At 70.2% G+C, this 26,408-nt stretch carries 23 protein-coding genes; 11 read left to right on the top strand and 12 right to left on the bottom strand.

The genetic code is table 11. The annotated features are described in order from the left end of the window. Positions 1–89 precede the first annotated feature (89 nt). Complete coding sequence (locus tag F0U44_RS04920; protein WP_149727081.1) at positions 90–2,060, bottom strand: ABC transporter ATP-binding protein; 1,971 nt, start codon at positions 2,058–2,060, stop codon at positions 90–92. Then, entirely contained in the window at positions 2,060–2,686 is a 627-nt protein-coding gene (locus F0U44_RS04915) for a nitroreductase family protein (protein WP_149727080.1), read from the bottom strand. Before F0U44_RS04915 ends, F0U44_RS04920 begins: the two co-directional genes overlap by 1 nt. A gap of 173 nt (positions 2,687–2,859) precedes the next feature. Between F0U44_RS04915 and F0U44_RS23700 the strand changes: the two genes are divergently transcribed. From F0U44_RS23700 to F0U44_RS04900, 4 genes are all read left to right on the top strand, one after another. Next, on the top strand, positions 2,860–2,994 hold the full coding sequence (locus tag F0U44_RS23700; protein ID WP_281292619.1) for a hypothetical protein: 135 nt from the start codon (positions 2,860–2,862) through the stop codon (positions 2,992–2,994). A gap of 59 nt (positions 2,995–3,053) precedes the next feature. Continuing rightward, complete coding sequence (locus F0U44_RS04910; protein WP_188113327.1) at positions 3,054–6,050, top strand: helix-turn-helix transcriptional regulator; 2,997 nt, start codon at positions 3,054–3,056, stop codon at positions 6,048–6,050. A gap of 30 nt (positions 6,051–6,080) precedes the next feature. Beyond that, positions 6,081–6,638 (top strand): signal peptidase I, encoded by a 558-nt coding sequence (lepB, locus tag F0U44_RS04905; protein WP_149727078.1) that lies wholly within the window; start codon positions 6,081–6,083, stop codon positions 6,636–6,638. A 71-nt stretch (positions 6,639–6,709) separates the two neighbouring features. Continuing rightward, positions 6,710–8,137, top strand: a complete 1,428-nt coding sequence (locus F0U44_RS04900) for a cytochrome P450 (protein WP_246160305.1) — start codon at positions 6,710–6,712, stop codon at positions 8,135–8,137. A 27-nt stretch (positions 8,138–8,164) separates the two neighbouring features. Here the strand turns inward: F0U44_RS04900 and F0U44_RS04895 are convergent, their stop codons facing one another. Genes F0U44_RS04895 through F0U44_RS04885 form a run of 3 tightly spaced genes read right to left on the bottom strand, consistent with a single transcriptional unit; the run spans position 8,165 to position 10,603 of the window. Next, a complete protein-coding gene (locus tag F0U44_RS04895; RefSeq protein WP_149727077.1) occupies positions 8,165–8,659 on the bottom strand; it encodes a hypothetical protein in 495 nt (164 codons plus the stop codon). A gap of 13 nt (positions 8,660–8,672) precedes the next feature. Beyond that, positions 8,673–9,821 carry a sulfotransferase family protein gene (locus F0U44_RS04890; protein WP_149727076.1) on the bottom strand — a complete coding sequence of 383 codons (1,149 nt, stop codon included), beginning with the start codon at positions 9,819–9,821 and terminating at the stop codon, positions 8,673–8,675. Continuing rightward, a complete protein-coding gene (locus F0U44_RS04885; protein ID WP_149727075.1) occupies positions 9,818–10,603 on the bottom strand; it encodes an SDR family oxidoreductase in 786 nt (261 codons plus the stop codon). The genes F0U44_RS04890 and F0U44_RS04885 overlap by 4 nt, the downstream gene beginning before the upstream one ends. Positions 10,604–10,692: 89 nt before the next feature. Between F0U44_RS04885 and F0U44_RS04880 the strand changes: the two genes are divergently transcribed. Further along, the gene (locus tag F0U44_RS04880) at positions 10,693–11,538 is read left to right on the top strand and encodes an aldo/keto reductase (protein WP_149727074.1); all 846 of its coding nucleotides are present in this window, start codon (positions 10,693–10,695) and stop codon (positions 11,536–11,538) included. A 3-nt stretch (positions 11,539–11,541) separates the two neighbouring features. On the opposite strand, the gene F0U44_RS04875 is transcribed toward F0U44_RS04880, so the two are convergent. The 5 genes from F0U44_RS04875 to F0U44_RS04855 all read right to left on the bottom strand — a co-directional run bounded on the left by F0U44_RS04875 (position 11,542) and on the right by F0U44_RS04855 (position 18,155). Then, positions 11,542–11,835: a hypothetical protein gene (locus F0U44_RS04875; RefSeq protein ID WP_149727073.1), complete on the bottom strand. Its 294-nt coding sequence runs from the start codon at positions 11,833–11,835 to the stop codon at positions 11,542–11,544. 84 nt (positions 11,836–11,919) lie between these two features. Beyond that, on the bottom strand, positions 11,920–13,077 hold the full coding sequence (locus F0U44_RS04870; protein ID WP_149727072.1) for a hypothetical protein: 1,158 nt from the start codon (positions 13,075–13,077) through the stop codon (positions 11,920–11,922). Beyond that, positions 13,077–13,967 carry a TIGR03619 family F420-dependent LLM class oxidoreductase gene (locus F0U44_RS04865; protein ID WP_149727071.1) on the bottom strand — a complete coding sequence of 297 codons (891 nt, stop codon included), beginning with the start codon at positions 13,965–13,967 and terminating at the stop codon, positions 13,077–13,079. The genes F0U44_RS04870 and F0U44_RS04865 overlap by 1 nt, the downstream gene beginning before the upstream one ends. A gap of 41 nt (positions 13,968–14,008) precedes the next feature. Continuing rightward, positions 14,009–15,358, bottom strand: coding sequence for a calcium-binding protein (locus F0U44_RS22920; protein ID WP_188113326.1), 1,350 nt, complete (start codon positions 15,356–15,358; stop codon positions 14,009–14,011). Positions 15,359–15,566: 208 nt separating this feature from the next. Continuing rightward, positions 15,567–18,155 carry a calcium-binding protein gene (locus F0U44_RS04855; RefSeq protein WP_188113325.1) on the bottom strand — a complete coding sequence of 863 codons (2,589 nt, stop codon included), beginning with the start codon at positions 18,153–18,155 and terminating at the stop codon, positions 15,567–15,569. A 140-nt stretch (positions 18,156–18,295) separates the two neighbouring features. On the opposite strand from F0U44_RS04855, the gene F0U44_RS04850 reads away from it, so the two are divergent. After that, positions 18,296–18,781: a nitroreductase/quinone reductase family protein gene (locus F0U44_RS04850; protein WP_149727069.1), complete on the top strand. Its 486-nt coding sequence runs from the start codon at positions 18,296–18,298 to the stop codon at positions 18,779–18,781. A 13-nt stretch (positions 18,782–18,794) separates the two neighbouring features. Here the strand turns inward: F0U44_RS04850 and F0U44_RS23695 are convergent, their stop codons facing one another. Next, positions 18,795–20,123 (bottom strand): calcium-binding protein, encoded by a 1,329-nt coding sequence (locus F0U44_RS23695; protein ID WP_188113324.1) that lies wholly within the window; start codon positions 20,121–20,123, stop codon positions 18,795–18,797. A gap of 138 nt (positions 20,124–20,261) precedes the next feature. On the opposite strand from F0U44_RS23695, the gene F0U44_RS04840 reads away from it, so the two are divergent. The 5 genes from F0U44_RS04840 to F0U44_RS04820 all read left to right on the top strand — a co-directional run bounded on the left by F0U44_RS04840 (position 20,262) and on the right by F0U44_RS04820 (position 24,815). Beyond that, the gene (locus tag F0U44_RS04840) at positions 20,262–20,693 is read left to right on the top strand and encodes a nuclear transport factor 2 family protein (protein ID WP_149727067.1); all 432 of its coding nucleotides are present in this window, start codon (positions 20,262–20,264) and stop codon (positions 20,691–20,693) included. 45 nt (positions 20,694–20,738) lie between these two features. Beyond that, the gene (locus F0U44_RS04835) at positions 20,739–21,317 is read left to right on the top strand and encodes a hypothetical protein (RefSeq protein WP_149727066.1); all 579 of its coding nucleotides are present in this window, start codon (positions 20,739–20,741) and stop codon (positions 21,315–21,317) included. A 60-nt stretch (positions 21,318–21,377) separates the two neighbouring features. Next, complete coding sequence (locus F0U44_RS04830; RefSeq protein WP_149727065.1) at positions 21,378–21,818, top strand: hypothetical protein; 441 nt, start codon at positions 21,378–21,380, stop codon at positions 21,816–21,818. Continuing rightward, positions 21,815–23,356, top strand: a complete 1,542-nt coding sequence (locus tag F0U44_RS04825; protein ID WP_149727064.1) for a helix-turn-helix domain-containing protein — start codon at positions 21,815–21,817, stop codon at positions 23,354–23,356. Before F0U44_RS04830 ends, F0U44_RS04825 begins: the two co-directional genes overlap by 4 nt. A 94-nt stretch (positions 23,357–23,450) precedes the next feature. Then, positions 23,451–24,815, top strand: a complete 1,365-nt coding sequence (locus tag F0U44_RS04820; RefSeq protein ID WP_149727063.1) for an adenylate/guanylate cyclase domain-containing protein — start codon at positions 23,451–23,453, stop codon at positions 24,813–24,815. On the opposite strand, the gene F0U44_RS04815 is transcribed toward F0U44_RS04820, so the two are convergent. After that, complete coding sequence (locus tag F0U44_RS04815) at positions 24,769–26,313, bottom strand: helix-turn-helix domain-containing protein (RefSeq protein WP_149727062.1); 1,545 nt, start codon at positions 26,311–26,313, stop codon at positions 24,769–24,771. The two genes, F0U44_RS04820 and F0U44_RS04815, sit on opposite strands and share 47 nt — an antisense overlap. Positions 26,314–26,408: the final 95 nt, after the last annotated feature.

Here is a 26,408-nt window from a genome sequence, read left to right as displayed (position 1 = left end):
CTCGTGGTCGGGGCCATGACCTGACTCTGGGGCGGCGCACTTTCCTCCGGCTTTCCACCCGCTTAACGCGGTGCTCAGGCCGCTGGGACTCAAAGGGAGATGTCGGCGCGGCGTTCGTCGTCGTACGACATCCGCGGCCCGGCGGGGCGGGAGAACTGCTCGACGTACAACCGGGCGTAGAGACCGTCCGGGTCCTCCAGCAGCTCCGCGTGCGTGCCCTGCTCGACGATGCGTCCGTCGGCGAGCCCGAAGATCACGTCGGCCGACTGGATGGTGGAGAGCCGGTGGGCGATCGCGATGGTGGTGCGGGAGCGGGTCGCGCGCTCGAGCGCCTCCTGGACCAGGCGCTCGGTCTCGGTGTCGAGGGCGGAGGTGGCCTCGTCGAGGATCAGGATCGCGGGGTCCTTGAGCAGCACCCGCGCGATCGCGAGGCGCTGCTTCTCGCCGCCGGACAGGCGGTAGCCGCGCTCGCCGGTGACCGTCTCGTAGCCCTCGGGGAAGCTCATGATCCGGTCGTGGATGTTGGCGTCGCGGGCCGCCTGCTCGATCGCCTCGGCGGTCGCACCAGGGCAGGCGTAGGCGATGTTGTCGCGGATCGTGCCGTGGAAGAGGTAGGGCTCCTGGGTCACCATCCCGACCGCGTCGGCGAGCGAGGAGAGGGTCAGGTCGCGCACGTCGTGACCGTCGATCAGCACCGCGCCCTCGGTGATGTCGTAGAACCGCGGCACCAGGTAAGTCGCGGTCGTCTTGCCCGACCCGGACGGCCCGACGATCGCGGCGAGCTGACCCGGCTCGACGACCAGGTTCACGTCCTCCAGCGCCCAGCCGGAACGGGTCGGCTGCTCGCTGTCGGGGTCGGCCTCGATCCGAACGCCGCTGTCGCCGAAACGGTCGCGGTTGACGGTGCCGGACAGGGAGCGAGGCTCGGGGTAGCGGAACCAGACGCCGCGGAGCTCGACCCGGCCGCGCATCGAGTCGTGCTCGAGGGCGACGGCGCCGGGCCGCTCGGTGATGGCGGGCTCGAGGTCGAGGTATTCGAAGATCCGGCGGAAGAGGGCCAGCGAGGTCTGCACGTCGAGGCTGACCCGCATCAGCTGGAGGAGCGGCATCTGGAGCCGACTCTGCAGGGTCGTGAACGCGACGAGCGTGCCGGCGGTGAGGGCGTCGGCGCCGATGACGGAGGAACCGGTGATCACCCAGCCGGCCACCAGGTAGATCAGAGCCGGCGTGATCGCGAAGAAGGTCTGCACGACCGCGAAGAAGGTGCGACCCGCCATCGCCTGCTCGACCTGGAGCCGGGTCTGACGTCGGTTGGCCTCGCGGTAGCGCTCCACCTCCTGGGTGGACCGGTTGAACACCTTGGCGAGCAGGATGCCGGAGACGCTGAGCGCCTCCTCGGTGATCGAGGTCATCTCCGACAGCGACTCCTGCGTGTGGCGGGCGAGCCGTTGCCGCCGGCGCCCGACGCGCAGCTGGAGCCAGATGAAGAGCGGCATCACGATGAGCGTGAGGATGGTCAGCTGCCACGACAGCACGACCATCGAGATGAGCGCCGCGGTGACCGTGACGGAGTTCTGCACGATCGTCGTCGCGGTGTCGGTCAGCACGGTGCGGACGCCGGCCACGTCGTTGGCCAACCGGCTCTGGATCGCCCCGGTCTTGGTGGCGGTGAAGAACGCCAGCTCCATCTTCTGCAGGTGCTCGAAGAGGTCGCCCCGGAGGTCGGCCATCGCCGAGTTGCCGACCGTGGAGGTCAGGTAGTTCTGCCCGATGCCGATCAGCGCCGTGAGCACCGGGATGATGCACATGCCGGCGACCAGCCACCCCAGCAGGCCGAGGTCCGGAGCGCCGCCGTCGAGCGGGAAGAGGGCGTGGTCGAAGACGGCCCGCACCAGGAAGGGCACGATCGACGTGAGCGCTGCCGAGGAGACGACGGCCACCAGGACCAGCAGGATCTGGCGCCGGTAGGGCCGCAGCATCTGGACGACCCGCGGGATGACCGGGTTGGTCGCGCTCAGGTCCTCCTGGGTGAGGTGGGTGACGACAGGACTGGGACGCATCACTGCCAGCCTGCGCCGTAGCGCCCGCGGTGCGCCACCTCATTCCACGGCGTACGGCGTCGCTTGCTCGCCGATCCCGTCGCCCCCGTCGCCCGCGGGGCCGGGTGGCCGATGGTGATGGCGCCGATCGGGTGGGGGTCGCCGTCGTCGGGCAGTCCCAGCGCGCGCCGTACCTCCAGCTGGCGGTCGGTCACGATGCCGAAGAAGCAGGCGCCGAGGCCCGCGTCGGTGACGGTCTGCAGGATCAGCAGCGAGGCCATGGCGGTGTCGAGGTCCCAGAAGGGCATCGGCCAGCGCTTCTCGGCCCGGTCCGACCAGCCCTTGTCAGCCTCGGCGTAGCGGTCGAGGTAGGCAGCCTTCACGCTGCACGGGACGATCACGACCGGCGCCTTCATCATCCCCGCGAGCCAGCGGTCGGGCTCGTCGACGCTGTCGGTCGAGGCGGTCCAGAAGCGGCGGACGTCCTCGGGGGTGTCGAGCACGATGAACGTCCAGCCCTGGGAGAAGCCCGCGTTGGGTGCCCGGGTGGCGTGGTCGAGCGCCCGCTCGACCACGGCCGGATCCACCGGGTCCTCGGTGTAGCTGCGCGTCATCCGGCGACGGCGTACGACCTCGGAGAACTCCACGCCGTGGAGTCTCCCACCTGCCGTCCTGACCGGTCGCGGGCGGCGTCTGAGGTAGCTGCGCACGCTCAGGAGGTCGCCTAGGTCACACCGAATAAGGCAGTTGCCCGATGTGAGGTGCTACCTCAGGGGACGAATCTCTGGGATGTCGTCAGAAACAAACCCAGGAGCACACCATGAACCCCTACTTCATCGAAGCCGAGATGGACTACCGCAAGCAGCAGACGCGCAAGGCGATCGCCGCCCACCGGGGCAACCGTTCGCGTTCGTCGTGGCTGCGCCGCGTGGCCGCCTCGGAGAAGACCGTCTGAACCGACCGCCGGGCACCCGCCCGGCGGTCGTTTCGTCATCACACCTCCATGACCCCGCCATGACGCAGACGGAAATCATCGCGCCGCTGTCGGCCCTGGGCACCATGATGGAGCCCGTGGCAGCGCACACCAGCCGCACCCTCGTGGGTCGCGACGCCGAGCTCGAGCAGCTCTGCGACGTCCTCGGCGTGCGCGCGCACGGTGACCACCACGGCGTCGTACTGCTCAGCGGCGATGCCGGCGTCGGCAAGACTCGCCTGCTCATCGAGCTCCGCGACCAGGCTCAGGCCGCCGGCTGGCGGATCGTGGCCGGCCACTGTCTCGACTTCGGCGACAGCGCTCTGCCCTACCTCCCCTTCAGCGAGCTGCTCGGCCGGTTCGACGCCGAGCTCCCCGAGGTGGTCGAGGCGATCTCCGCCCGCCACCCCGCGATCGGTCGGCTGCAGCCCGGCCGACGGGTGCGCACGTCGGGCGACACCTCTGCCGACGGTGAGCGCGGAGCCGACCGCGGCGAGCTGTTCGACGCGGTCCACGCCCTCCTGGAGGCGGCCGCTGCGGACGCACCGCTGATCCTCGTCATCGAGGACACCCACTGGGCCGACCAGTCGACGCGCGACCTGCTCGGTTTCCTCTTCACCCGCGACTTCGCCAACCCGGTCGCCCTGGTCGCGTCCTACCGCTCCGACGACCTCCACCGCCGCCACCCGCTCCGCCGGCAGGTCGCGGAGTGGTCCCGCCTGCAGGCCGTCACGCGCCTCGCCCTCTCGCCGCTGCCTGACGACGCAGTGCGCGAGCTGATCGCCGAGCTGGCCTCCGAGCGACTGGGTGAGCGCGAGCTGGTCGAGATCATCAGTCGGGCGGAAGGCAACGCCTTCTTCGTCGAGGAACTGGTGGCCTCCGGCGCGGGGGAGTGGGTGCCCGACGACCTGGCCGACCTGCTCCTCGTGCGGCTCGACCGGCTCTCTGACGAGGCCCGGCAAGTGGTGCGGATCGCCAGCGTCGCGGGCCGCAAGGTCAGCCACAACCTGCTCGAGGCCGCGGCCGGGCTGCCGGCCGCCGAGCTCGACGCGGGCATCCGGCAGGCCGTCGAGATGAACATCCTGGTCGCGGGCAGCAAGACCTACGAGTTCCGTCACGCGCTGCTCGGTGAGGCCGTCTACGACGACCTGCTCCCGGGCGAGCGGGTTCGCCTGCACGGCGCCTACGTCGCTGCCCTCGCCAGTGGGGCTGGCCGCGGCACGTCGGCGGAGATGGCGCGTCACGCCCGTCGGGCGATGGACTTCGACCGCGCCGCGACAGCCGACATCGAGGCCGGCGACGAAGCGCTCTCCGTTGGCGGTCCCGACGAGGCTGCCCGTCACTACGAGCACGCGCTCGAGCTGCTCGAGGACGCCGAGCGCGCCGATCGGCTCGACCTCGACGTGTCGAAGATCGTCGTCCGCGCCGCCGATGCCCACAGTGCGTCCGGCGACAACCAGCGAGCCGCCGGGCTGCTCGCCGAGCACCTGGAGCGCCTTCCGGCTGATGCGCCTGTCGCCGCCCGGGCCCGGCTGCTCAGCCACTACGCGCTGTCCCTGTGCATCATCGAGACCACGCTCGACCCGACGACGATCTCCGAGCAGGCGCTCGCGCTCGCGCCGGTGGGCGAGAGCCCGTTGCGGGCGAAGGTGCTCGCCACCCACGCGCGCGTCCTCGCCGGCTACGACCGATTGGAGGAAGCGGAGACGGCGGCCACCGAGGCCCTCGCCCTCGCCGAACGACTGGCGATGCCCGTGCTCGCCTCCGAGGTGGTCACGACCCTCGGCACCTTGCGCTTCAAGCGGGGGGACGGCACGGGAGATGCGGTTCGCGGCGCACTCGAGGACGCCGTACGACGTGCCCGCGAAGCGGGTGCCGTCAGCGCCGAGCTGCGCGCCCTCTTCCTGCTCGGGCGCTCCTACCAGGAGGCCGCCGACTGGGAGGAGGCCGCGCGGTGGTTCGCCGAGGCGGTCGACCGCGGCGTTGCCGTGGGCCTGCCCTGGGCGCCCTACTCGATCGAGGCCCGCTGGCAGCTCGGCTGGGTGCGTTACGCACAGGGCCAGTGGGACGACGCGCTCGAGCTCGTCAGCATCGCCGACGACGAAGGCGGCCCGGTCATCCCGCGGGCCATCATCGAGGCGACCCGGCTGGCGATCCTCGCCACCCGCGGGGTCGACGTCAGCGCGGAGCTGCGGCGGCTCCGGAAGGTCTGGTCCGACGAGGGCGGGGTCGCGGTCTTCTCGGCCGGCATCGAGATCGAGTCGGCCGCTCAGGCCGGCGACCTGGCCAGCGCCATCGCGGCCTACGACGACGTGGTCGGCGTGCTCTCCCGGATCTGGACCGAGCACTTCCCGGCGCGGGTCCGGCTCGCGGCACAGGCCGTAGGGGCGATCGCGCGGGTGCTGCCTGCGACGAGCGCCGGCGACCGGCCCCAGGTGCTCGAGCGTGCCGCCACGCTGCGCGCCGAGGGCGACCTCGTCGCCGAGCGGTTCGTCTCGAGTGGCGCCGCGTGGGGTCCGGAGGGTCAGGCCTGGGGCCTGCGTCTCGCGGCCGAGCACCTGCGCGCCCGGTGGGTCGGTGGCGTCGACCCGCCCGAGCGCGACGAGCTGGTCGCTGCCTGGGCGGCGACGGTCGCCGCCTTCGAGCAGCTCGACAGCGTCCCCGAGCTGGCCAAGGCACGCACGACCTACTCCGGCATCCTGCGGCTCCTGGGCGACACGGCCCTCTCCCGCGAGCAGGGCGACCTCGCGCGCGCCGCCGCCCACCAGCTCGGTGCGACCGTGCTGCTCGACGAGCTCCAGGCCTCCGGCAGTGCTCCCGCGCGCGCCACCACGGCCGCGCCGACGAGGCTCACCGCTCGCGAGCGGGAGATCCTGCGCCTGGTCGCCGAAGGGCGGAGCAACGGCGAGATCGGTCGCCAGCTCTTCATCAGCACCAAGACCGTCAGCGTCCACGTCTCCAACATCCTCGGCAAGCTCGGCGCTGCCGGTCGCACCGAGGCCGCCGCGATCGCGCGTCGCGACGGACTGCTCGGCTGACGCGGATCCCGAGCCCCTAGCATCCGGACCGTGCGCCGGTCTGTTGTCGTTGCGGTCCTGATCGTTCTCGGCTTGCTCGCCGGCGGTTGCAAGGAGGAGCTCGACACCTTCACGGTGACCGTGCCCACGGACTCGATGGCGCCGACCTTCCATGCCGGGCAGGAGGTCAGTGTCACCGAGGTGGCCGACGACTACGAGCCGGAGCTCGGTGACCTCGTCTACTTCGAAGATCCCGGCGGCTGGCTCGTGGGTGGCGGCGACGAGGGACACCTGATCAAGCGGGTCATGGGCGTGCCTGGCGACACCATCGTGTGCTGTGACAGTGCGGGTCGCATCAGCGTCAACGGCGAGGCGATCGACGAGGCCTCCTACATCCTTCCCAGGAAGACCTGTGCCGGCGCAGGCGTCGGGTTCGGTTGCCGCTGGACGGTTGGCCCGGTCCCCGAGGAGAGCGTGTTCGTCCTGGGCGACAACCGCGGTGCGTCGGCCGACTCCCGCGCTCACATGTGCCAGCCCACCGAGGACCCGTGCAGCCAGTCGCCGTGGGTGCCCTTCGACAGCATCCAAGGAACGGCCGACCCCGACTGACCCGGACAGGGGCCCGAAGATCCGACCACGGTAGGAACCGGTTCTCGTCAGGTCGGCGTACCGTCGTCCGGGTGACCGCAGAGCTGACCGACGACACGTTGGTCGACACCCGCCCGCTGACCCTGAAGCGCTTCCACAAGGCGACACTGATCGGCGACCCCAGCCTGCCGCCGATCCCGCGGTCCGAGCTGCCGCCGGGACCACGCTGGCCGGCGCTCGTGCAGACGATCGCGCTGATGCGCTTCCGGCACCAGTTCCACCCCTACCTCTACAAGAAGTACGGCGAGGCCTACACCGTCCGGCTCATCCCGAAGTCGCGCCCGCTCGTGCTCTTCGTCAACCCTGACGTCACCAAGGAGATCTTCGCGGCCGACCCGGCGGTCTTCCACGCGGGCAAGGGCAACTCCGTCCTCGGCCCGATCATGGGGGAGCACTCCCTGCTGCTGCAGGACGGCGCCGAGCACCACCGCGCTCGCAAGCTCGTCATGCCGGCGTTCCTCGGCCACGCCCTGCGCGGCTACCGGGCGATGGTCGCCGAGGTCGCGGCCGACACCGTCGCGGGTTGGCAGGACGGCGAGGAGTTCAGGTCCCTGGACCGGATGAACGCGTTGACGCTGGAGATCATCCTGCGGGTCGTTTTCGGCGTGACCGACGAGGAGCGGCTCGCCGAGCTGCGGCCGCGCGTGACGGCGACCGTCGACATCAACCCGGCGATCCTCCTCGGCTGGGCCTACCCGCGGTTGCAACGCTTCGGCCCGTGGCGTCGGACGATCGACAACGCGGTCGAGCTCGACCGGCTCATCTACGCCGAGATCCGCGAGCGGCGGCTGGCCACCGACATCGCCGACCGCAAGGACGTCCTGTCACGACTGATGTCGGCCGGCGATCCCGAGAAGCCGGGCGACCAGCTCGACGACACCGAGCTGCGGGACCAGCTCATCACGCTGCTGCTCGCCGGGCACGAGACGACCGCGAGCGCGCTCTCGTGGGCGCTCTACGAGCTCGGCCGTGATCCGGAGCTGCTGGCGCGCACCCGCGCAGCAGCCGCGAGCGGCGAGGACGGCCAGGCCTGGCTCGAGGCCGTGCTCAAGGAGTCGATGCGGCTGCACCCGGTCATCCCGATGGTCGTGCGCACCCTCATGCAGCCCGCCACGGTCGGTGGCTACGAGCTCCCGAAGGGCACCACCGTCGGCCCGTCGATCCTGATGAGCCACCAGCTCGACTCGAACTTCCCCGGTGCTGACGCCTTCCGACCGGAGCGGTTCCTCCCCGAGCTGTCCGGCGCCGAAGCGCCCTCGCTCCACGTCTGGATCCCCTTCGGCGGCGGCGTCCGCCGCTGCATCGGCGCCGGCTTCTCCCTGATGGAGGGTGCCGAGATCCTGCGGGAGGTGCTGACGTCGTACGACGTCTCCGCGGTCGGCGACGACAAGCCTCGCGTCCGCAACATCACCAGCGTCCCCCGCCGCGGCGCCCTGGTCCGGGTCACGCGGCGCCCCTGATCCGCCTTGTGACGCGCAGGTCCCCCGTTACCCCGAGGGGGTCGCGGTCGAGGAATCGAGCATGTCGGAGCCGGGGTCGTCGCCCGTGATCAGCCAGTCGCCGTCGGTGAGGGTGAGCAGGTAGGTCTCCGCGTCGCCCTGGCTCGAGGCGATCGTGACATCGACGCGGGCCGTGGTGTCGTCGGTCAGCTCGCCCTCGGTGTCGGTCACCTCGAGTTGGTCCGCTGGGTCGCCGACCATGGCGTAGACGTCGCTGAGCGACGCGAGCAGGCCGGGGCAGTCCTTGACCGGCTCGCCGTAGCCGTCGTCGTTCCAGCGCTTCACCGACACGGCGGCATAGTCCGAGGACCAGTAGGCGCAGGCGGTATCGAAGTGGCCCTGCCCGAACGCGCCGTAGAAGTCGCGTACGACGGCCTCCGCATCGGACGCGCTCGGACCCGACTTCGCGTCGTCCCCGCCCGTGCTGCACGACGCGAGCAGCAGGGGGAAGACGACGAGCAACAACTGGCGCGGAGTGACCATGCCCCGCTGTCTATCAGAGGTCGAACGCGGCGCGGACCTGGTCCTCGGTCAACCCGTAGTCGCCGAGGTCGTAGCGGTGCGACGGACGAGCCTGGCCGGTGCGGGACTCCTCGTCGATGCGGGTGACCTCAGCGCGAGCGGCGTCGCTCCACGGGATGTCGAACGCGTCGTAGATGCCGGCGACCGTGCCGAGCGGGTCGGTCACGAAGCCGCGGTAGTCGACGTCGACGAACTGCGCCGGGTCGTAGTGCTTCCGCGCCTCGGTGAACGCCTGCCACGACCGCTCGAGCATGCCGAGCTGGGTGCGGCCGATGGTCTCGCCGACGAACGTCGTCGACATGTCGGCGGTCGCCTCGGCGGACAGGGAGCAGGCGGACGCGATCGACGTCACCGGGTCGCGCCGCGTGGTCACGATGAGCGCGTCGGGGTAGACCTTCATCAGCGCGTCGAGCGCGACCAGGTGCGACGGGTTCTTGAGGACCCAGCGCTTGTCCTGGTCGTGCAGCCCGACCAGTTGGAGGTTCTGGCGGTGCCGCTCGTAGGCGTCGGTCCAGTCCTGGCGGGCGAGCCACTCGGAGTAGCGCGGGACGTTGGCGAGCGACTCGAACGAGATCGACTTCCCGGTCTGGCGCAGCAGCCGCCAGCACTCCTCGGGTGACGTCGCATCCATGTAGTGGATGCCCATGAACTCCGGGTTGGAGACGTGGTGCTGCTGGAAGGCGCCCTGCATCGCGTTGAAGATCGGGTCGTCCTCCCAGGTCTCCCGCGGTGGCCGCGGCTGGGGGAACTCCGTCAGCCACAGCTCGAGGCCCTGGTGGCCGGGGTCGGCGCAGAGCAGCCGGTGCAGCGCGGTGGTGCCGGTGCGGGGGAGGCCCACCACGAAGATCGGGCGCTCGATCGCGACGTCGGCGTGCTGGGGGAACTCCTGGAAGCGCGCTTCGGTCATCAGCCGCCCGACCAGGGCGCTCTTCACCTGCGAGCGGTGGAAGTAGTTGCCGATCGGCGTCAGGCCGGCCTCGGCGGAGGCGAGGTCGTCGACGAGCAGCCGCAACCCTTCCTCGTGCGCCGTGCCGCCGAAGTCGCTGAGACCGGTGGTCCGGATCGCGGCTTCGGCGATGTCGTCGTACGACCCGACGTCAGCGCGCTGCCTGGGCTCGCTCATCGCGCGTGGAACTCGCCGCAGTCGACGTTGAGCATCTGGCCCGTGACGGCCGACGCGAGGTCGCTCGCCAGGAACAGGGCGGCCTGGGCGACCTCTTCGGGGCTGGCGAGCCGCTTGAGGTCGGTGGGCTCGGCCTTCTCGGCGTAGACCTCCTCGTGCGTGCGGCCGGACTCCGAGGCGAGCCAGTCGAAGTAGGCCTTGTTGACGTCCTCGTAGATGTAGGACGGCGCCACGCTGTTGACCCGGATGCCGCGCGGACCGAGCTCGGTCGCCAGCGACGAGGCGAGGTGCTGGAGGGTGCCCTTGGAGAGCTTGTAGCCGGAGTACTCCGGCTGGCTGCTGTAGACCACGCAGGAGTTGAGCATGATGATCGACCCCTTCGCCTCCGCCAGGGCGTCGGCGAAGAGCGCGGAGAGCCGCAGCGGCGCGAAGACGTTGGTCTCGTTGGCGGCGCGGAGTCCCTCGAGCTCGAGCGTCGAGATCGGGTCCATCGGCGGGATGCCGAAGGCGTTGTTGATCAGGCAGTCCACCTTGCCGAACTCGGCGAGCGTGGCCTCGACGAGGCGCTGCCGCGAGTCCTCGTCGGTGATGTCCGTCGGGCAGACGAGTGCGCGGCGGCCGTGGCTGCGCACGACCTCCGCCATCTTCTCGAGGCGCTTCTCGGTGCGGCTGACCAGCACGAGGTCGGCGCCCATCATGGCCGCCGCCTCGCCGAGCGAGCGCCCGAGGCCCGGGCCGACACCGGAGAGGACGATGACCTTGTCTTGGAGGAGAGGAATCACGGAGCAAAACTAGAACGTGTTTCAGTTTCCCGCAAGGGTGGGTGCCTCCCCGGAGGAATAGTGGTCCGCGCGTGGTGTTGGGTGAAGGCATGAGCACTTCTCGGATCACTCTCAACGACGGCAGCACGATCCCCCAGTTCGGACTGGGTGTCTGGCAGGTCCCGGACGCGGAGGCGGAGCGGGTCGTCGCCGATGCGCTCGAGGTCGGCTACCGCCACATCGACACCGCCCAGATGTATGGCAACGAGGAGGGCGTCGGCGCTGCGATCGCGAAGTCCGGCCTCGCGCGCGGCGACCTCTACGTCACCACCAAGCTCAACAACAACCGTCACGACCGCGCCGCGGCCAAGGAGTCGTTGCGGGTCTCGCTCGACAAGCTCGGCCTCGAGCGCGTCGACCTGTTCCTCATCCACTGGCCGCTTCCCACGCAGTACGGCGGCGACTTCGTCTCCACGTGGGAGGCGCTGCTCGAGCTCCGCGACTCCGGCCTGACGCGCTCGGTCGGCGTCTCGAACTTCCAGCCCGACCACCTCGACCTGATCGTCGACAAGACCGGTGTGGCTCCGGCCGTCAACCAGGTCGAGGTGCACCCCTACTTCGCCAACGAGGACGTCCGTGCGGCGACCGCCCGTCATGGCGCGGCCGTCCAGGCGTGGTCCCCGCTCGGTCAGGGTGGTGGCGAGCTTGCCGATGCGGTGGTCGCCGAGATCGCTGCGCGCTACGGCAAGACGCCGGCGCAGGTGCTCCTGCGCTGGGCGCTCGACCGCGGCGACATCGTCTTCCCGAAGTCGGTCAAGAAGGAGCGCCTCGCCGAGAACTTCGACGTCTTCGACTTTGCGCTCACCGAGGACGAGGTCGGCGCGCTCGCCGCGCTCGACAAGGGCGAGCCCGGCCGCCAGGGCCCGAATCCCGACACCTTCGACTGGATCCCGTAACCGTCACGCCGCTGGCGGGATGAGGTGCTTCTTGACCAGCTTCATGTCGTCCTCGAGTGCCTCGACCCGACGATCGAGGGCGCCGAAGCGGATGTCCATCGTCTTTTCCTGATGAGCGAATCGCTCCTTCACGACTGCGTCCTGAAGATCGAAGCGGCGGTCGACCTCATCGAAGCGGCGGTCGACAGCATCGAACCGAGCGTCGATGCGCGCGCCGAACTGCCGCAGCAGCACGGTCACCACGCCGATGAAGACGACGAGCTGCGTCCAGAATTGTGGGTCCTTCACCACGTCCACCCCCCGAGTATGCGGCACTGATGCCCATCGTGTCCTGTACAGGACACGATGGGCAAGCCGAGCGCTGGGAACTGTGGACGAAGGTCAGCTGATCATCCGCCGGGCCACGGCCCGCTGGCGCGCGGTGATCCGGGCGGCGTACTCCTCGTCGGTGAGAGCCGTGGCCTGCGGCAGCAGGGACGGTACGTCGGCGAGGTCGACGACCTGCACGGTCGGCCCGTCGGCCTCGGTCAGGTCGCGCTCGAGCTTCTGCCAGCGCAGCATGATCGGGCCGGTGGTGTGGCCGGTCGTCTCGAGCCAGTTGGCGGTCGGTGCGCCGTCGATCGGCGGGCGCTCGGAGATGACGAACCGCAACATGCCGTCGTCGTCGGCCACGGCCTGTGCCTTGGTCAGCGACGTCTGGTGGGTCTGGTAGTCGGTGGAGGCGTACCAGTCCGAGCCGATCTGGATGGCCTGATAGGTGCAGTCGTCGCAGCGCGGCACGGTCACGATCATCGCCTGGTCGGCGGTGAGCTCGTAGTGGCCGATCGAGGAGAACTGCGAGGCCAGACCGCCCGGCGTCGACTTGGGGACGGTCAGGGTGTTGACCGGCTCCTTGTACTGGAAGAACTGGGGGAAGGCGAACCACGTCTGGATCGACCCGACGAGCGAGCGGGCTGCGACGTCGTACTTCTTCGCGAGCGTCTCGCGGGTCAGCGGCTTGCGGGGCTGGCCGAGGGTGTCGGGACGCTCGATCGTGAGCGTGCCGCGCTCCTCGTTGTCCCAGTCGTTGAAGACCTCGCGCACGATGAGGGTCTTCGCGCCGGGCTCGGCGACGTAGGTGAACTCGAAGGTGCCGTCGTCGGCGATCTCGAGCTTGCGGTCGTCGAAGGCCATCAGGCTCGTCGCTGCCGACGTCGCCGTGTAGGCGCCGCCCATCACCTGGAAGGACAGGTCGGCCGACGTGCCGCGGCGACCGCGGACGACGTACTCGACACCCTCGCGCAGGTAGGCGTTGAAGTAGACCGCGTCGGGGTTGTCGAGGCCCTGCTTGGAGAACTGGTGGGTCGGGTTGACGAAGAGGGGCTGGTCGAGGTCGTAGTCGAAGGCGTTCTGCATCGCCATCCGGATCCGGCCTGACAGGTAGTCGTAGCCCTCGAGCCGGTCGGCCTCGGTCTTGATGAACGGTGCGTTGGCGATCAGCTCCTCGGCCTCTGCGATCGCGTCCGACAGGGCCTTGGTCAGGCCGTAGGCCTCGCTCATCAGCCGTTGACCTTGTGGATGATGTTCTCGGCGTACTGCTCGAGGTGCTGGACCTTCTTCTCCAGCGGCTCGTTGTCCGGTCCCTTGATGTAGGGCACCCGGAAGCCGACGATGCAGTCGGTGACGCCGCGGTCCTCGAGGCGCTTCACGCCGTCGACGGTGTAGGCGTCGTAAGAAATGACGTGCACCTCGAAGTCGTCGCGAGTGTCGCCCTCCTCCTTGCGGATCTCGTCGAGGCGGGTGAGCAACCGCTCGAGCTCCTCGCCGTCACCGCCGGCGTGCATCCAGCCGTCGCCCTTGAGTACGGCGCGCCGCAACGCCGCGTCGGAGTGACCGCCCACGAGCAGCGGGATCTTCTCGGTCGGCGCGGGGCACTGCTGTAGCGAGTCGATCTCGAAGAACTCGCCCTTGTAGCTGAAGAACGTCGGCTCCTCGCCCGGCTGCGTGAGGCCTTGAAGGATGTCCATGCACTCATCCATCCGCTTGCCGCGCCGCTCCCACGGGACGCCGAGGGCGGCGAAGTCCTCGGGCCAGGGCGACAGGCCCACGCCGAGCCCGAGCCGGTTGCCCGACAGGAACGCCAGCGACGAGGCCTGCTTGGCGACGAGCACCGGCGGCCGGATCGGGAGCTTGAGGACGAACGGCGTCAGACGCAGCTTCTCGGTCACCGCGAAGAGGTGCGCGCACAGGATGAAGGTCTCGATGAACTCCTTCCCGAGCAGGAACTCGCGGTCGCCGGTGTCGGTGTAGGGGTACTTCGAGTCCGACACCTCGGGGTAGATGAGGCTGTCGGCGATCGTCATCGACGTGTAGCCGGACGCCTCGCAGGCCTGAGCGAGCGGGGCGTAGTACGACGCGTGGGTCATACCCTCGGCGAAGGAGAAGCGCATGAGGCAAGACTAGAACGTGTTCTAGATTTGTGCCAGGGGAGTCAGGCGATCTCCTCCACCGCTGTGCAGGTGTCGCCGCTGTCGATGTACGCCAGGTCGCTGCCCGCGCCTCCGTCGATCGAGTCGTTGCCCATGACGGTGTCCGCGCTGGCGAGGATGTCGTCGCCGCCCAGGCCGAAGATCTGGTCAGCGCCGTCATCGGCCGGAGGGAACACGACCCCGGGTCCGCCAGTGAGATGGTTGGCGGCGTTGGTGCCCCGGACGATGTCGTCGCCGCGGCCGCCCTCGGCGTACTCGAAGCCCTTGAAGAGATCGTTCTCGCCGGGCGCGCCGCTGATCGCGGAGGTCGAGCCGAGGTCGACGACCACGTTGTCGATTCGGTTCCGATAGGTGACCAGGTCGCACCTGCCGGCCCCGCCCTTGACGATGTCGGTCCCGACCACGCTGTGGAAGCTCGTGTCGCAGCCACTGCCCAGGGAGATGGTGTTGATCCCGGTGCCGCCGTCGACGAGGTCGTCCCGGTTGCCTGAGGTGATCGTGTCGTCGCCACCGAAGCCCAAAACTCCGTTGAAGCCGTTGCCGGCCTTGATGACGTTCGGACCATCGGTGCCGAAGAAGTGCTCCGAGGCGACGCCGCCGTTGGCGTTCTCGAACTCGTAGAGCTCGTCGTGCTCGCCGCCGTTGCCGCTGAACCCGCTGTCGCCGAACGTGTGGTTGAGGTCGACCACGATCGGGCTGAACCCGTTTTCGCGGGCGGCATAGCTGATGGTGTCGACGTCGTCGCCGCCATCGAGGTAGTCGCCGACGTCGATGGTGTCGCCCTGCTTGATCAGATCGTCGCCGGCCCCGCCCGCGACCGTGTCGGCGCCCAGTCCGTCGGAGATCTTGTCGTTGCCGCTGTTGCCCGCGATGGTGTTGGGGCCGTCGGTGCCCACAATCTCGTCGTCCCCGGCGCCGCCGAGGGCGTCCTCCATCGCCAACAGCTTGTCTCTCTCGCCGGTCGCGCCGTCGTCGCCACCGGTGGTGTTGAGCCGGAGCTTCACCTTGACGGTGCGCACGGAGTAGTCGGCGGTGTCTGCGCCGTCGCCGCCGTCGACGAGGTCGCCGGTGTCCTTGGTCGCGTGGGCCACGAAGATGTCGCCGCCTGCCTCGAGGTAGACCTTGTCCTTGCCTGCGCCGTCGCTCACCTGGTCGTTGTTGGCGCCGGCGCAGATGACGTCGTTGCCGTCGCCGGCATCGATCGTGTCGGCGAGGTCGGAGCCGACGATCACGTCGTTGCCGGCGGTCCCGGAGATGACGCCGCTCCCGGTGATCGTGGCGTCCAGGCCGTTGCACGTCGGAGCAGCGTGCGCCGGAGAACTGAAGGCCGCCAGGCCGGCTGCCGCAGTCATGGCGGCGATGGACAGGTTGAGGCGAGTGTTGCGTCGATGCGACATGGGAACCCCAGGTCAGTGCAGGAGTGTGGAGCACTCGGATGGCACGGGCCTCGAGCGAGCCCCCGAGAGCCTTGGGGTCCGCACCATCTACTGAAGTACTCCGAGGGGGTCCAGCGCAACCGCCGGAGGGATGAAATGTGTGGTCGAGAGTCCGCCAGCACTGTTAACCCCAGAACACCGTTTCGGCGCGCTCGGTCGGGTCGCCCTCGTCGATGACCGCCTCATCGGCGTTCCCTGAGCCGCCGTCCACGGAGTCGTTGCCCGCCACGTGGTCGACCGAGTAGAGGTAGTCCGATCCGCCTGATCCGGAGAGTCGGTCGTCGCCGTCGCCGGCGTTGATGACGTCGCTGGCTCCGCCTCCGACCAGGAAGTCGTCACCGCCTCCGCCCCAGAGCCAGCCTTCGCCGTCGCCACCGTAGATGTTGTCGTCGCCGTCCGTTCCGTGGTCGGTCCCGAAGAAGACCAGACCCCCATCGTCGCCGTAGAGGCTGTCCTCGCCGCCCAGGCCGAGGATCTCGTCGTCGCCGCCGTTGCCGAGCACGTGATTCCTGCTACCCGTCCCGGAGATCGAGTCGTCGCCGGCGCCGCCGATCGCGTTCTCGAACCCGCTGGTCTTGTCGGCCTCGCCGGGTGCGCCGTTCGTCGAAGCGGTGCCGCTCAGCTTGATCGTGACCTCGGTGTCTCGCTGGTCGTAGATGAGCCAGTCCTCCGCGCCGCTCCCGCCGTTCAGCACGTCGCCGGGGTCGATGGCGCCCGGCTGGAAGATCAGGTCGTCGCCCTTGGCTGCTTCGACCTTGTCTGCTCCGCGGCCATCCTCGATCCAGTCGTTGCCGGTGCCGCCGTAGATCGTGTCGTCTCCGGAAGATCCACGGATCACGTTGTTGCCATCGCCGCCGTAGAGGACGTTCGCCCCCTCGGTGCCGGTGATCGTGTCGCCGACCGATCCGCCGCGAGCGTTCTCGACCCCGACGACCTGGTCGTCCTCGCCGGCGCCCCCGTCGTCGGCACCGCTGGAGAGCGTGATGGTGACCGCCGTCGTACGAGCGTTGTAGCGGACCTCGTCGGTGCCCGCCCCGCCGTCGAGGCGGTCGCCGGCGTCAGACGAGCTGCCCTGCACCAGGAGGTCGTTGCCGTCGCGGCCGTGGACGTCATCGGCGCCGCCGCCATCCGTGATCGTGTCGTTGCCCGGACCGCCGTCGAGCTCGTCGGCGCCGGATGATCCGGTGATGGTGTCTGCGCCGCTCCCGCCGGTCGCACCCTCGAAGGCCAGTAGTCGGTCGCCCTCGGCGCCGGAGCCGTCATCGGCGTTGCTGTTGCCGATCGAGAGCTTCACGGCGGCCGTGCGAGCGAGGTAAGAGGCGGTGTCGGCGCCGGAACCGCCGTCGTATCGGTCGCCGTTGTCCTTGGCGGCGCCGGTGCGGAGGTAGTCGTCGCCGATGCCCAGCGAGATCGTGTCCTTCCCGGCCGTGTCGGTCACGATGTCGTCCCCGCTGCCGGTGTCGAGGATGTCGTTGCCGGCGCCGGTGTCGACGAGGTCCGCGCCCGTGCCTGTGGTCACCTGGTCCGCCCCGGCGCCGGGGAAGACGCTGTCGTCGCCAGCGCCAGTGTCGATCACGTTGTCACCGTCGAGCGTGGTGACGTGGTCGTCGCCGGCGCCCGTCGTGACCGTGTTGTCCCCGGCTCCCGCGCTGACGCCGTCGTCCCCGCTCGAACCGACGATCGTGTCGTCGCCCGGGCCGGTCGAGACGGCCTCGATGCCGAACACCTGGTCGTGCTCCCCGGCGTAGCCGTCGTTGGGCAAGCCGTCGCCCAGGTCGATCGTGACGTCGCTGGTGCGGCTGGCGTAGGAGATCCCGTCGTGGCCCGGGCCGCCGTCCAAGGTGTCCCCGATGTCGCCGGAGCTGCCCTGCGTCAGCACGTCGTCGTCTGCCCCGCCGTACGAAGCGTCCATGCCGGGTCCGTCGACGATGTCGTCCTCGCCGTCCCCGGCCTCGATGTAGTCGTTGCCGGCGCCGCTCACGATGTAGTCGTCGCCGTCGCCCGAGCAGATCAGGTCGGCGCCTCCGAAGGCATCGATCATGTCGTCGCCGCTGGATCCGACGATGACGTCGGCACCGGCCGTGCCGTCGATGTCCCCGGAGCCGACGATCGTCGCCGGGACGCCGAGGCACGTGGCCGTCGTCGCGTAGCTGACGTCGAGGCTCCAGCCCCCGATCCGTCCGGCGTTGCCGCCCCAGTCGTCGACGACGTAGAGGTGCCAGTCGCCCGATGGATCGATTCCGTCGAAGGTCGACAGTGCGCTGGGGAGGCCGTCGGGATCCGGTGCGGGGGCCGCGAACTCGTCATCGACGATGACGTCGTCGACGTTGAGCGGTTGCCAGGCGCCGGAGGTGAGCGGGTCGTTGGCCGGCAGCGGGTCGACGGCTTCGTCGTCGAGGACGATGTCCACCGCGTTGACGGGTCCCTGGGCCTCGCTGATGTCGGACATGACGACCGCGGCGGTCCCGTCGGGAGCGACGAGCATGACGTCGAGGTCCATCACGTAGTCGTGGGTGAGGTCGTCGAAGTGCAGGTCGACGTCAGTGACCGCCATCCCGGCCGGTGCCGCGACCGACCAGGTCGAGGGGTAGGCCGACGCGGGCCCGTGATCGGGGATGGTCATCGCCCCCGAGCTGTAGGCGGCCGGGGGTGCCGCGACAAGCCAGGCGACGGTCGCAAGCGGGACGGTGAGACGGGCAAGCACTCCGGACATGGGAGCCTCCTGGAAGTCGGGGAGATCGCGGCGCTGACTGTCCCGACCGAGGAGCAGGTCCGGCATCCGCCAACTGGCGGAGATCGCCTGTGACCCACGAGACCTAGAACGTGTTCTAGATATCTGAGAAGGTGGACGGCGTGACCCCCGTGAAGGAACGCCCCGACGGCCTCGACAAGCCGATCGTCGGCAAGCTCATCAAGTACGGCGCCCGCGCCCACGTGCCGGTCTTCCGGCTGACCAACGGCCGGATCGGCAGCAAGTGGCGGATCGGCGCGGGGTGGAAGAAGCCGGTCCCGACGCTGCTGCTGGACCACGTCGGCCGCAAGAGCGGCACGCAGTTCACGACCCCGCTGCTCTACCTGGCCGACGGCCCGCGCCTGGTGATCGTCGCCTCGCAGGGCGGTCTGCCGAAGAACCCGCAGTGGTTCCACAACCTGGTGGCCACCCCCGACACCGTCGTCGCCCTCCGCGGTGAGCGGCGCCGTGAGGTGCGTGCCCGGGTCGCGACGCCCGAGGAGCGCGCCGCGCTCTGGCCGCGCCTCGTCGAGATCTACGCCGACTTCGAGAGCTACCAGGCGTGGACCGAGCGGGAGATCCCGGTCGTCATCCTCGATCCGCGCTGAGGCGCAGCCCAGGTCAGAAGTGGATGGTTTCGACGGAGCTGGCGTAGTCGCCCGGGTCGACGTAGCCGGTGTCGGACCCGAACCCGCCGTCGATCTCGTCGTCAGCCATGTCGTCGTCAACGGAGAGCACGTCGGCGCCGCCGAGGCCCTTGATGACATCGGCGCCACCCGTGTTGGCGTTGAGCTGGTTGGCCGCGCCGGTCCCCGTGATGGTGTCGTCTCCGGACCCCGCGTAGACGTTCTCCGCCCCCGTCACCTTGTCGCCCTCGCCGGGCGCTCCGTTCACGGCCGCGGTGGTCTTGAGGGAGATGGTGACGCCGACGGTGCGATCGAAGTAGTCGATCCAGTCGCAGGCGCCTCCGCCGCCGTTGAGGACGTCGCCCGGGTCGGCGACGGGGGGTTGGACCATGTAGTCGCATCCGGTCCCGGTGTCGACCTTGTCGGCGCCGAGACCGTCGAGGATGGCATCCGCGCCTTCGCCGCCGTAGAGCACGTTGGGACCGCTGGTGCCGAAGATGTCGTCGTTCCCGTCGCCGCCGCGGGCGTTCTCCGCGTTCGTGATGACGTCGTTCTCGCCGAACTCTCCGCTCACGCCACTGCCGTCGAGGTAGATGTCGACGCCCTCGAACCGGCCGGCGTAGCTCACCTCGTCGATGTCGAGCCCGCCGTTGATGGAGTCGTTCTCGTTGCCGCCGCTGGCCTCGAGGAAGATGTCGTTGCCGGCCCCGCCGAGGAGGACGTCCGCCCCGGACTGCCCGTTGAACGTGTCGTTGCCGGCCCCGCCGTCCAGTAGGTCGGCGCCGAACCCTCCGACGAGCTTGTCGTTGCCGCTACCGCCGACGACGGAATCGACGTTCACGAGCTTGTCGGCCTCGCCGATCTCGCCGTCGTCGCTGGCGGTGGTGCTGAGGTTGACCTTGAGGGCGTTGGTGCGCAGGTAGCGGATCTGGTCCCAGCCACCGGAGCCGTCGATCAGGTCGTGGGAGTCCTTGGACGTGTGGCTGGTCAGGACGTCGTCGTCGGCGCCGAGATCGACGATGTCGGCTCCGGCTCCGTCGGAGACCTGGTCGCTGCCGGCGCCACTGTCGATCAGGTCGTTGCCGGCTAGGCCGCAGATCACGTCGTCGCCGCCGCCGCCGTTGATGGTGTCCACGCCCAGGGACCCGACGATGACGTCGGGTCCGGGGGTGCCGGTGATCGTGCCGGAACCGACGATGGTCGACAGGTTGCCGAGGCACATCTCCACCGCGTGGGCGGGCGTGCCGACGGCGACCAGACTTGCAGCGGCGACAGTGACGACGGTCGGGATGAGGACACGAGGACGCGCGCGACGAACGGCCATGCTGGCCTCCAGGGGCTCCGGGGAGTTCGGATCCTTCATTGAAGACGCTCGCGTCTCGCGCCACCATCGTCCGTTCTGACCATTGCTATCGGTGGTCTGGACTGGTTGGGCGATCCTGCAACTGCAAGGCTGGTCCGCATGGACATCGCTGAGCTGAGTGACCGGACCGAGATCAACGACGCGTTGATCCGCTACACGATCGCGATCGACACGGGGGAGTTCGACCGACTCGACACCGTGTTCACGCCGGACGCCCAGATCGACTACAGCGAGAGCGGCGGCATCGTCGGAGCCTTCCCCGAGGTCAAGCCATGGCTGGCCGAGAACCTTCCGGCGTTCTCCAAGAAGCGGATGCACACCCTCGGCCAGGTCTCGTTCTCGTTCGCGAACCCGCGCGACGAAGCGCGGGTGGCCGCCTACTTCCACAACCCGATGCTGATCAGCGACGGCTCCGGTGGCGAGCGGCTGGTCGAGGTCGGTGGGCACTACCACCACACGTTCGTCCGCACTGACGCCGGCTGGCGCTCGCGGCGCCTCCACGAGCAGGTCGTCTGGACGCGGGGCTTCTGAGACCCGAATTTCCGGCTGGTTGCGCCGGTCCGTGACAATGGCGCGGTGAGCGACGATCAGGAGAAGTCCGACAACCCGGTGCTGACCGGTCTGGTCGCGCTGATCGCCGTGTCGCTCGCCGTCGGCCTGGTGCTGGGCGGCGTAGCCCTCGTCGGCGCCCGCGTGCTCGGCATCGGGGAGGGATCGAGCGCGTCGGTGGGTGCGACCGAGCGCGAGTCGGCGATCATCCCGAAGCCCTCGCGCACCGCCGGCAGCGGACCCCAGGTCACCTTGGCCACCGACGAGCCGACGACCGAGGACACCGGCGCTGGTGACCCGCAGTCCGAGGCGACGACCGAGGAGACCGAGGAGGAGAAGGCCATCACCCTCCAGGCGGGTCAGACGGCTGTCGGCAACTTCCAGCGCATCGACCTCAGTGGGGTCTACCCCGGCGGCGAAGGCGCGATCCTCCAGGTGCAGCGCTTCGAGTCGGGCGCCTGGGCCGACTTCGACGCCACCATCCCGGTCAGCAACGAGACCTTCTCGACCTACGTGCAGTCGGCGCTGGTCGGGGTCAACAAGTTCCGCGTGATCGACAACGCGAGCGGTGATGCGTCCAACCCGGTCACCGTGACCGTCGGCTGACGCCTCTCTCCGCCGAATGGCGGATACCGCCGCCGGGGCGGCACGCCCATGCTCTCGCCCATGGACGACGAGGGACTGGATCCCACTACCGGCACCTGGCGGTTCGGCGGCTCGACCTGCGCTCTCGGTCCGGCGCTGACGAGGGCGACGTTCGATGCCCATCCGGAGGCGGGGTTGTGGTCGCCGTACGCCGTCGATGAGCCGTTCTGCAGCTATCGACGGGCAGCGGTCCTGTGCGGTGAGCCGCTGACGGTCATCGTGTGGTTCGACGGCGACGCGCTCCGGAGGATGACCGTCGGGACGAGTCGCGCGGAGATCGTCGGGTCCGGATGGGGCGAGTACGACCTCCGGGCGGGCGTCGCGTTCCACCAGCGTTTCCTCGAGCGCGTCCTGGGCGCGGCCGTCGGCCCTTTCCCGTGGGGGCGCCTGAGCGTGGGTGTTGACCCGGTCAACGGCACCAGTGAGATCGTGGTCGACGTGGAAGCCACGGTCGGCGCATGAGCTCCGAGGAGGAGCTCGAGCTGCTCCTCTGGCTGGACATCCAGGCAGGGGACTACGACCGCGCCTATGCCGCGCTGACCCGGCTGTTGACGGTCGTCGAGGAGCCGGTCGCCCGCGGGCGCCTGGAGACGGCGCTCGGCATCATGCTGCAGCGGGCCGGGCTGACTGCGGACGCCCGCGAGAGCTACTCCCGCGCGCTCGCCCTGATCGGTGAGTCGGAGGCGGATCGCGCCTTCGCGCTGGCGATGGCCTCGATGGCCAGCGCTCTCGTCGGAGAGCTCGACGTCGCCCGTGCCGAGGCCGACGAGGCAGCGGCGCTGGGGGAGAGCGCCGGAGCGCTCTTCGCCGTCGGCCAGGCCCACGTGACGCTGACGATCGTGCACCTGGGGCGGAGTCGTCCGCACGAGGCGCTCGCGGCCGCCGAACGCGCGGTGGCGGTCGACGCAGAGGGCCCCGGACAGGCGGAGTTCTTGTCGACCGCTCACGTGATGAAGGGGATGGCCCTCGCGGAGCTCGACCGGCTCGAGGAGGCCTACGCCGCCATCGATCTCGGGATCGCGATGGCGCAGGAGCAGGGCGACACCGGGCAGCTGGCCTGGTACCACGCGTCCCTCGCGCTGCTCCACTTCGTGCACGGTTCCTGGGAGGAGGCGCGGGCGGCCGCGGGCGCCGCCCTCGACCACGCCACCCGCACGGGCGCGTTGGTCGCCACCGGGCTGGCCGCCGGGATCGCTGCCTGCGTCGAGGCCTACCGCGGCAACACGTCGTCGGCCCGCGAGCTGATCACCCGAGGCACGTCGAGCCGGCCCGGGCAGTTCGGCGGCCTCGGTGGCGAGTGGGTCGCGCTCGCGACCGCGGCGACCGCGGACGATGCCGACGACCGCTTCGCCGCGCTGTGCGACGCGTGGTTCCGGTTGCGCGGAGTGCCCTACCAGCTGGCGTGGAAGGTCGCCGCCCACCCGCTGATCGTCGCCGCGCTCGATCGCGGCGACGTCGCCTTGGCAGAGGCCGTCGAGCGTCGGGTGGCCGAGGGCGCCGCCCGGGCCGGTGACGTGGCGAGCGCTCGAGCCACGGCACTCGTGTGTCGCGGTTCGCTCCTCGGCTCACGGGACCTGCTGGAGGAGGGGGTGGCGCTGCTGCGCACGTCGGGTCGTCCGCTCGCGCTCGGCTACGCCTGCCGCGAGGCCGGTCATCTCGCTCACGCCGCCGGTGACACCACCCGCGCCGTCGAGCTCCTCAACGAGGCGGCCGACGTGTTCCACGCCCTCGGCGCCACCACCTGGAGCGCCTCGGTGACCCGCGACCTCATCGCCGCCACCGTCTCGCCGGCAGCGGCGCCGTCGCAGAGCGAGGCGTGGTCGCGGCTCACCGGTGCCGAGCGGCGCGTCGCCGAGCTGGTGATCGAGGGCAAGACCAACCGGCAGATCGCGGCCGAGCTGGGCCTCTCGCCGCGCACGGTGCAGAGCCAGCTCGCGAGCGCCTCCGAGCGGCTGGGGGTCGGCTCCCGGGTCCAGCTCGCGGCCCTCCTCGCCCAGTAGTTCCCAGAGATCCGCCAGTTGGCGGATGCCGGACCCCCTGATCGGGCGCATGCTCCGAGGCGTTGAGAGACCCGCCCGGACAGGAGTCGGAACGATGTCGATGGTGACCCGATTCATCGAGGTCGTCACGTGGCCCACGAGCCGCAAGACCGCCCTCCTGTACGGCGCGCTGCTGCCCTTCCACCTCGTCCTCGAGACCACGGCCTACCTGGCGCTGCGGCAGAGCGGCGGCGGCCATGACGGTCTCTTCGGTGCGTTCCTCATCGCCTGGATCGCCGTCATCGCGCTCGGTTGCGTGACCGGCATGATGCTGGACCGCCGCGGTCGCGAGGGTCGGTGGACGGCGTACGTCTTCGTCGCTCTCTACGGCGCCGCCGTGGTCACGTTGATCCACCTGTTCGGCACGATGAGCACGGGCTTCGTCGTCTTCGTGCCGGCGGTCGTCAGCGTGTGGGCCATCTTCTACGACTGGGCCGTCGCCAAGGTCGGCGTCGCCCTCCTGATCCCGGCACTGCTCGTGGTGGTCGTCCTCGAGCGGGTCGGCACGCTGCCCTACGCGCCCGTGCTCGAGGGCCGCGCGCTCGACGCCCAGTCGAGCGGCGCCTGGTACCTCCTCATGGGTCCGGCCGCAGCGGGGTGCATCCTCTTCTCCGTCACCCTCTGCGGCCTGGTCGTCGGCGCGCGCGCCCAGCAGGACGTCGAACTGGTCACCGCCAACGCGCGCCTGGAGCGCAGCAGCACGCTGATCAGCCACTACCTGCCAGCGCAGGTGGCCGAGCAGATCCTCGGCGGTCCCGAGGTCCAGGCGCCGGTCCCCGTGCGCCGGAAGCTGACGGTCTTCTTCTCCGACCTGGTCGACTTCACCGACCTCACCGAGTCGCTCGAGCCGGAGGACCTGTCGCGGGTGCTGCAGGAGTACTTCACGGCGATGACGGCGATCGCCGACCGCTACGACGCGACGATCGACGACTTCATCGGCGACGCCGTCGTGGTGCTGTTCGGCGCCCCGCGGGTGACCGACGACCGCGACCACGCGCTCCGCGCGGTCCGGATGGCCGCCGAGATGCAGGACGCGATGGCCGGGCTCAACGCCGGTTGGGCCGCTGCCGGGATCGACGTCCGGCTCGAGGCGCGGATGGGGATCAGCACGGGCATGGCGACCGTCGGCAACATCGGGTCCGAGAGCCGCACGAAGTACACGGCTGTCGGGCGCAGCATGAACCTCGCCGCGCGGCTGCAGGCGCAGTGCACCCCGGGGCGGGTCCTCGTCAGCCACTGCACCTGGCTGCTCGTCCGCGACGAGATCGACTGCGTCGCGATGGGCGAGGTGCAGCTCAAGGGGATCGCCGCACCGGTGCGGGTCTACGAGGTCAGCGCCGCCGATGCTGGGAGCACGGTCGTGGACTTCCCCGTCAGAGGGTGGGCAGCATCATCCCGGCGAGCTGCACCCGCGAGGTGATGCCGAGCTTCGCGTAGATGTTGGACGCGTGGGTCTGGATCGTGCGCGGCGAGACGTAGAGCTCGGCGGCGATCGCGGGGTTGGTGAGTCCGCTGGCGAGGAGCTTGGCGACCCGCTGCTCGGTCGGCGTGAGCGAGGACCAACCGGCGGGAGGGGCCGCGGCCGGCGGCGGCGGCGCGGAGGGGGCGGCGCGGACGAGGAGCTGGCCTGCTCGGGCCAGCCACGGCGTCGCCTGGAGGCTGTCGAAGATGTCGATCGCCTCGCGGAGCGATCGCGTCGCGTGCCCCGGTGCTCCCGCGCGCAGGTGGAGCCGCGCAGCATCGAGGCCAGCCTGGGCGAGGGCGAACGGGCGGTCGGCGCGCCGGTAGTGCTCGAGCGCCTCCTCGGCCGCGGTCGGATCGTCGTCGGCCAGCGCGCGACACAGCAGCGCAGCGCCCTGGGCCGACGGCACCCCGGCGGCCAGCTCCGCGCCCGCGCGACACGCCTCCACCACCGAGGCGACGATCGTCGGGTCCCCGATGTGGAGCGAGGTGCGCACGAGCATCGGCGCGAGGGACCGCCAGCTCAAGAAGTACGGCGTCCGCCTCGTGTGCAACCACCCCTCGACCAGCGCCGTGTGGCTGTCGGTGACACTGGCGGCCGCTGCCGAGCGGGCCAGCGATCCCCAGTCCTCGCCGGCGAGCCCGACCGCGAACAGCGCGCCCTCGGTCGGGGCGACGTGAGCGAGTGCGGCGTCCCGGTTGCCGCGTGCCGCCTGGACCATCGCCTGGACGGCCATGCCGATCGGGCGACCGATCAGCGTGCCGGTGCGTTCGGCGGCGTCGATCGATCCGACGGCATCGGCCATCGCCTCGGGCCACCGGCCGTTGAGGAAGCGCGCCAGCGATCGGAACCCGAGGTACCACGTGAGCTGCGCGAAGCTGGCGTCCGCGCGTGAGTGCGCGATGCCCTCCTCGAAGGCCTCGTCGGCCTCGGCGAACCGGTCGAGGTCGATGAGGGTGAGAGCCAGGTAGAGGTGCGACATCGGGCCGCCTCCCGTGCTCTCCCGCTCAGCGGCCCGGAGCGACACCCCCTGTTTCGCGAGGCGGAGGGCATCCGTCGTACGCCCCTCGCTGAGGGCGACCGCGACCTCGGTGTTGATCGCCTCGCAGGCCGCGAACCGGTTGGCGTGCCGGTCACCGAGGAGGCGGGCATGCGCGGCCTGCGCGGCGGCCCCCGCGAGGTCGCCGAGCAGGAAACGGGAGCCCGCCGCGTCGGCGATGTAGGACGCCTGGACCTTCGGCACCTGAGCGGTGAGCTCGGCGGCCGACTCGAACCGGTCGCGAGACTCCGCGATCCGACCGACGCGCTGCAGCATCAGCCCGAACGCGGACTCGATCTCGGCACGTCGCTCGGGCGACCCGGGCAGCTCCAGGAGCCACTGGGCGCGCGTTGCGGCGGCGTTGAGCTCGCCGTGGCCGATCAGGCGCCAGATCTCGTCGAGCGGCTCGTCCTCCAAAGGTCACCTCCCGGGGCTGATCGGGGCCGTCCGTGAGCCGTGGTCAGCACGCTAGTAGGAGATTTTTCGGCCCGGGGAACAACCCGGCTTTCGCC

It is taken from the genome of Nocardioides humilatus (assembly GCF_008373755.1).
GTDB lineage: Bacteria > Actinomycetota > Actinomycetes > Propionibacteriales > Nocardioidaceae > Nocardioides > Nocardioides humilatus.
The sequence above is the reverse complement of the archived record's forward strand: the minus strand, read 5'-3'. Positions and strand labels throughout refer to the sequence as shown.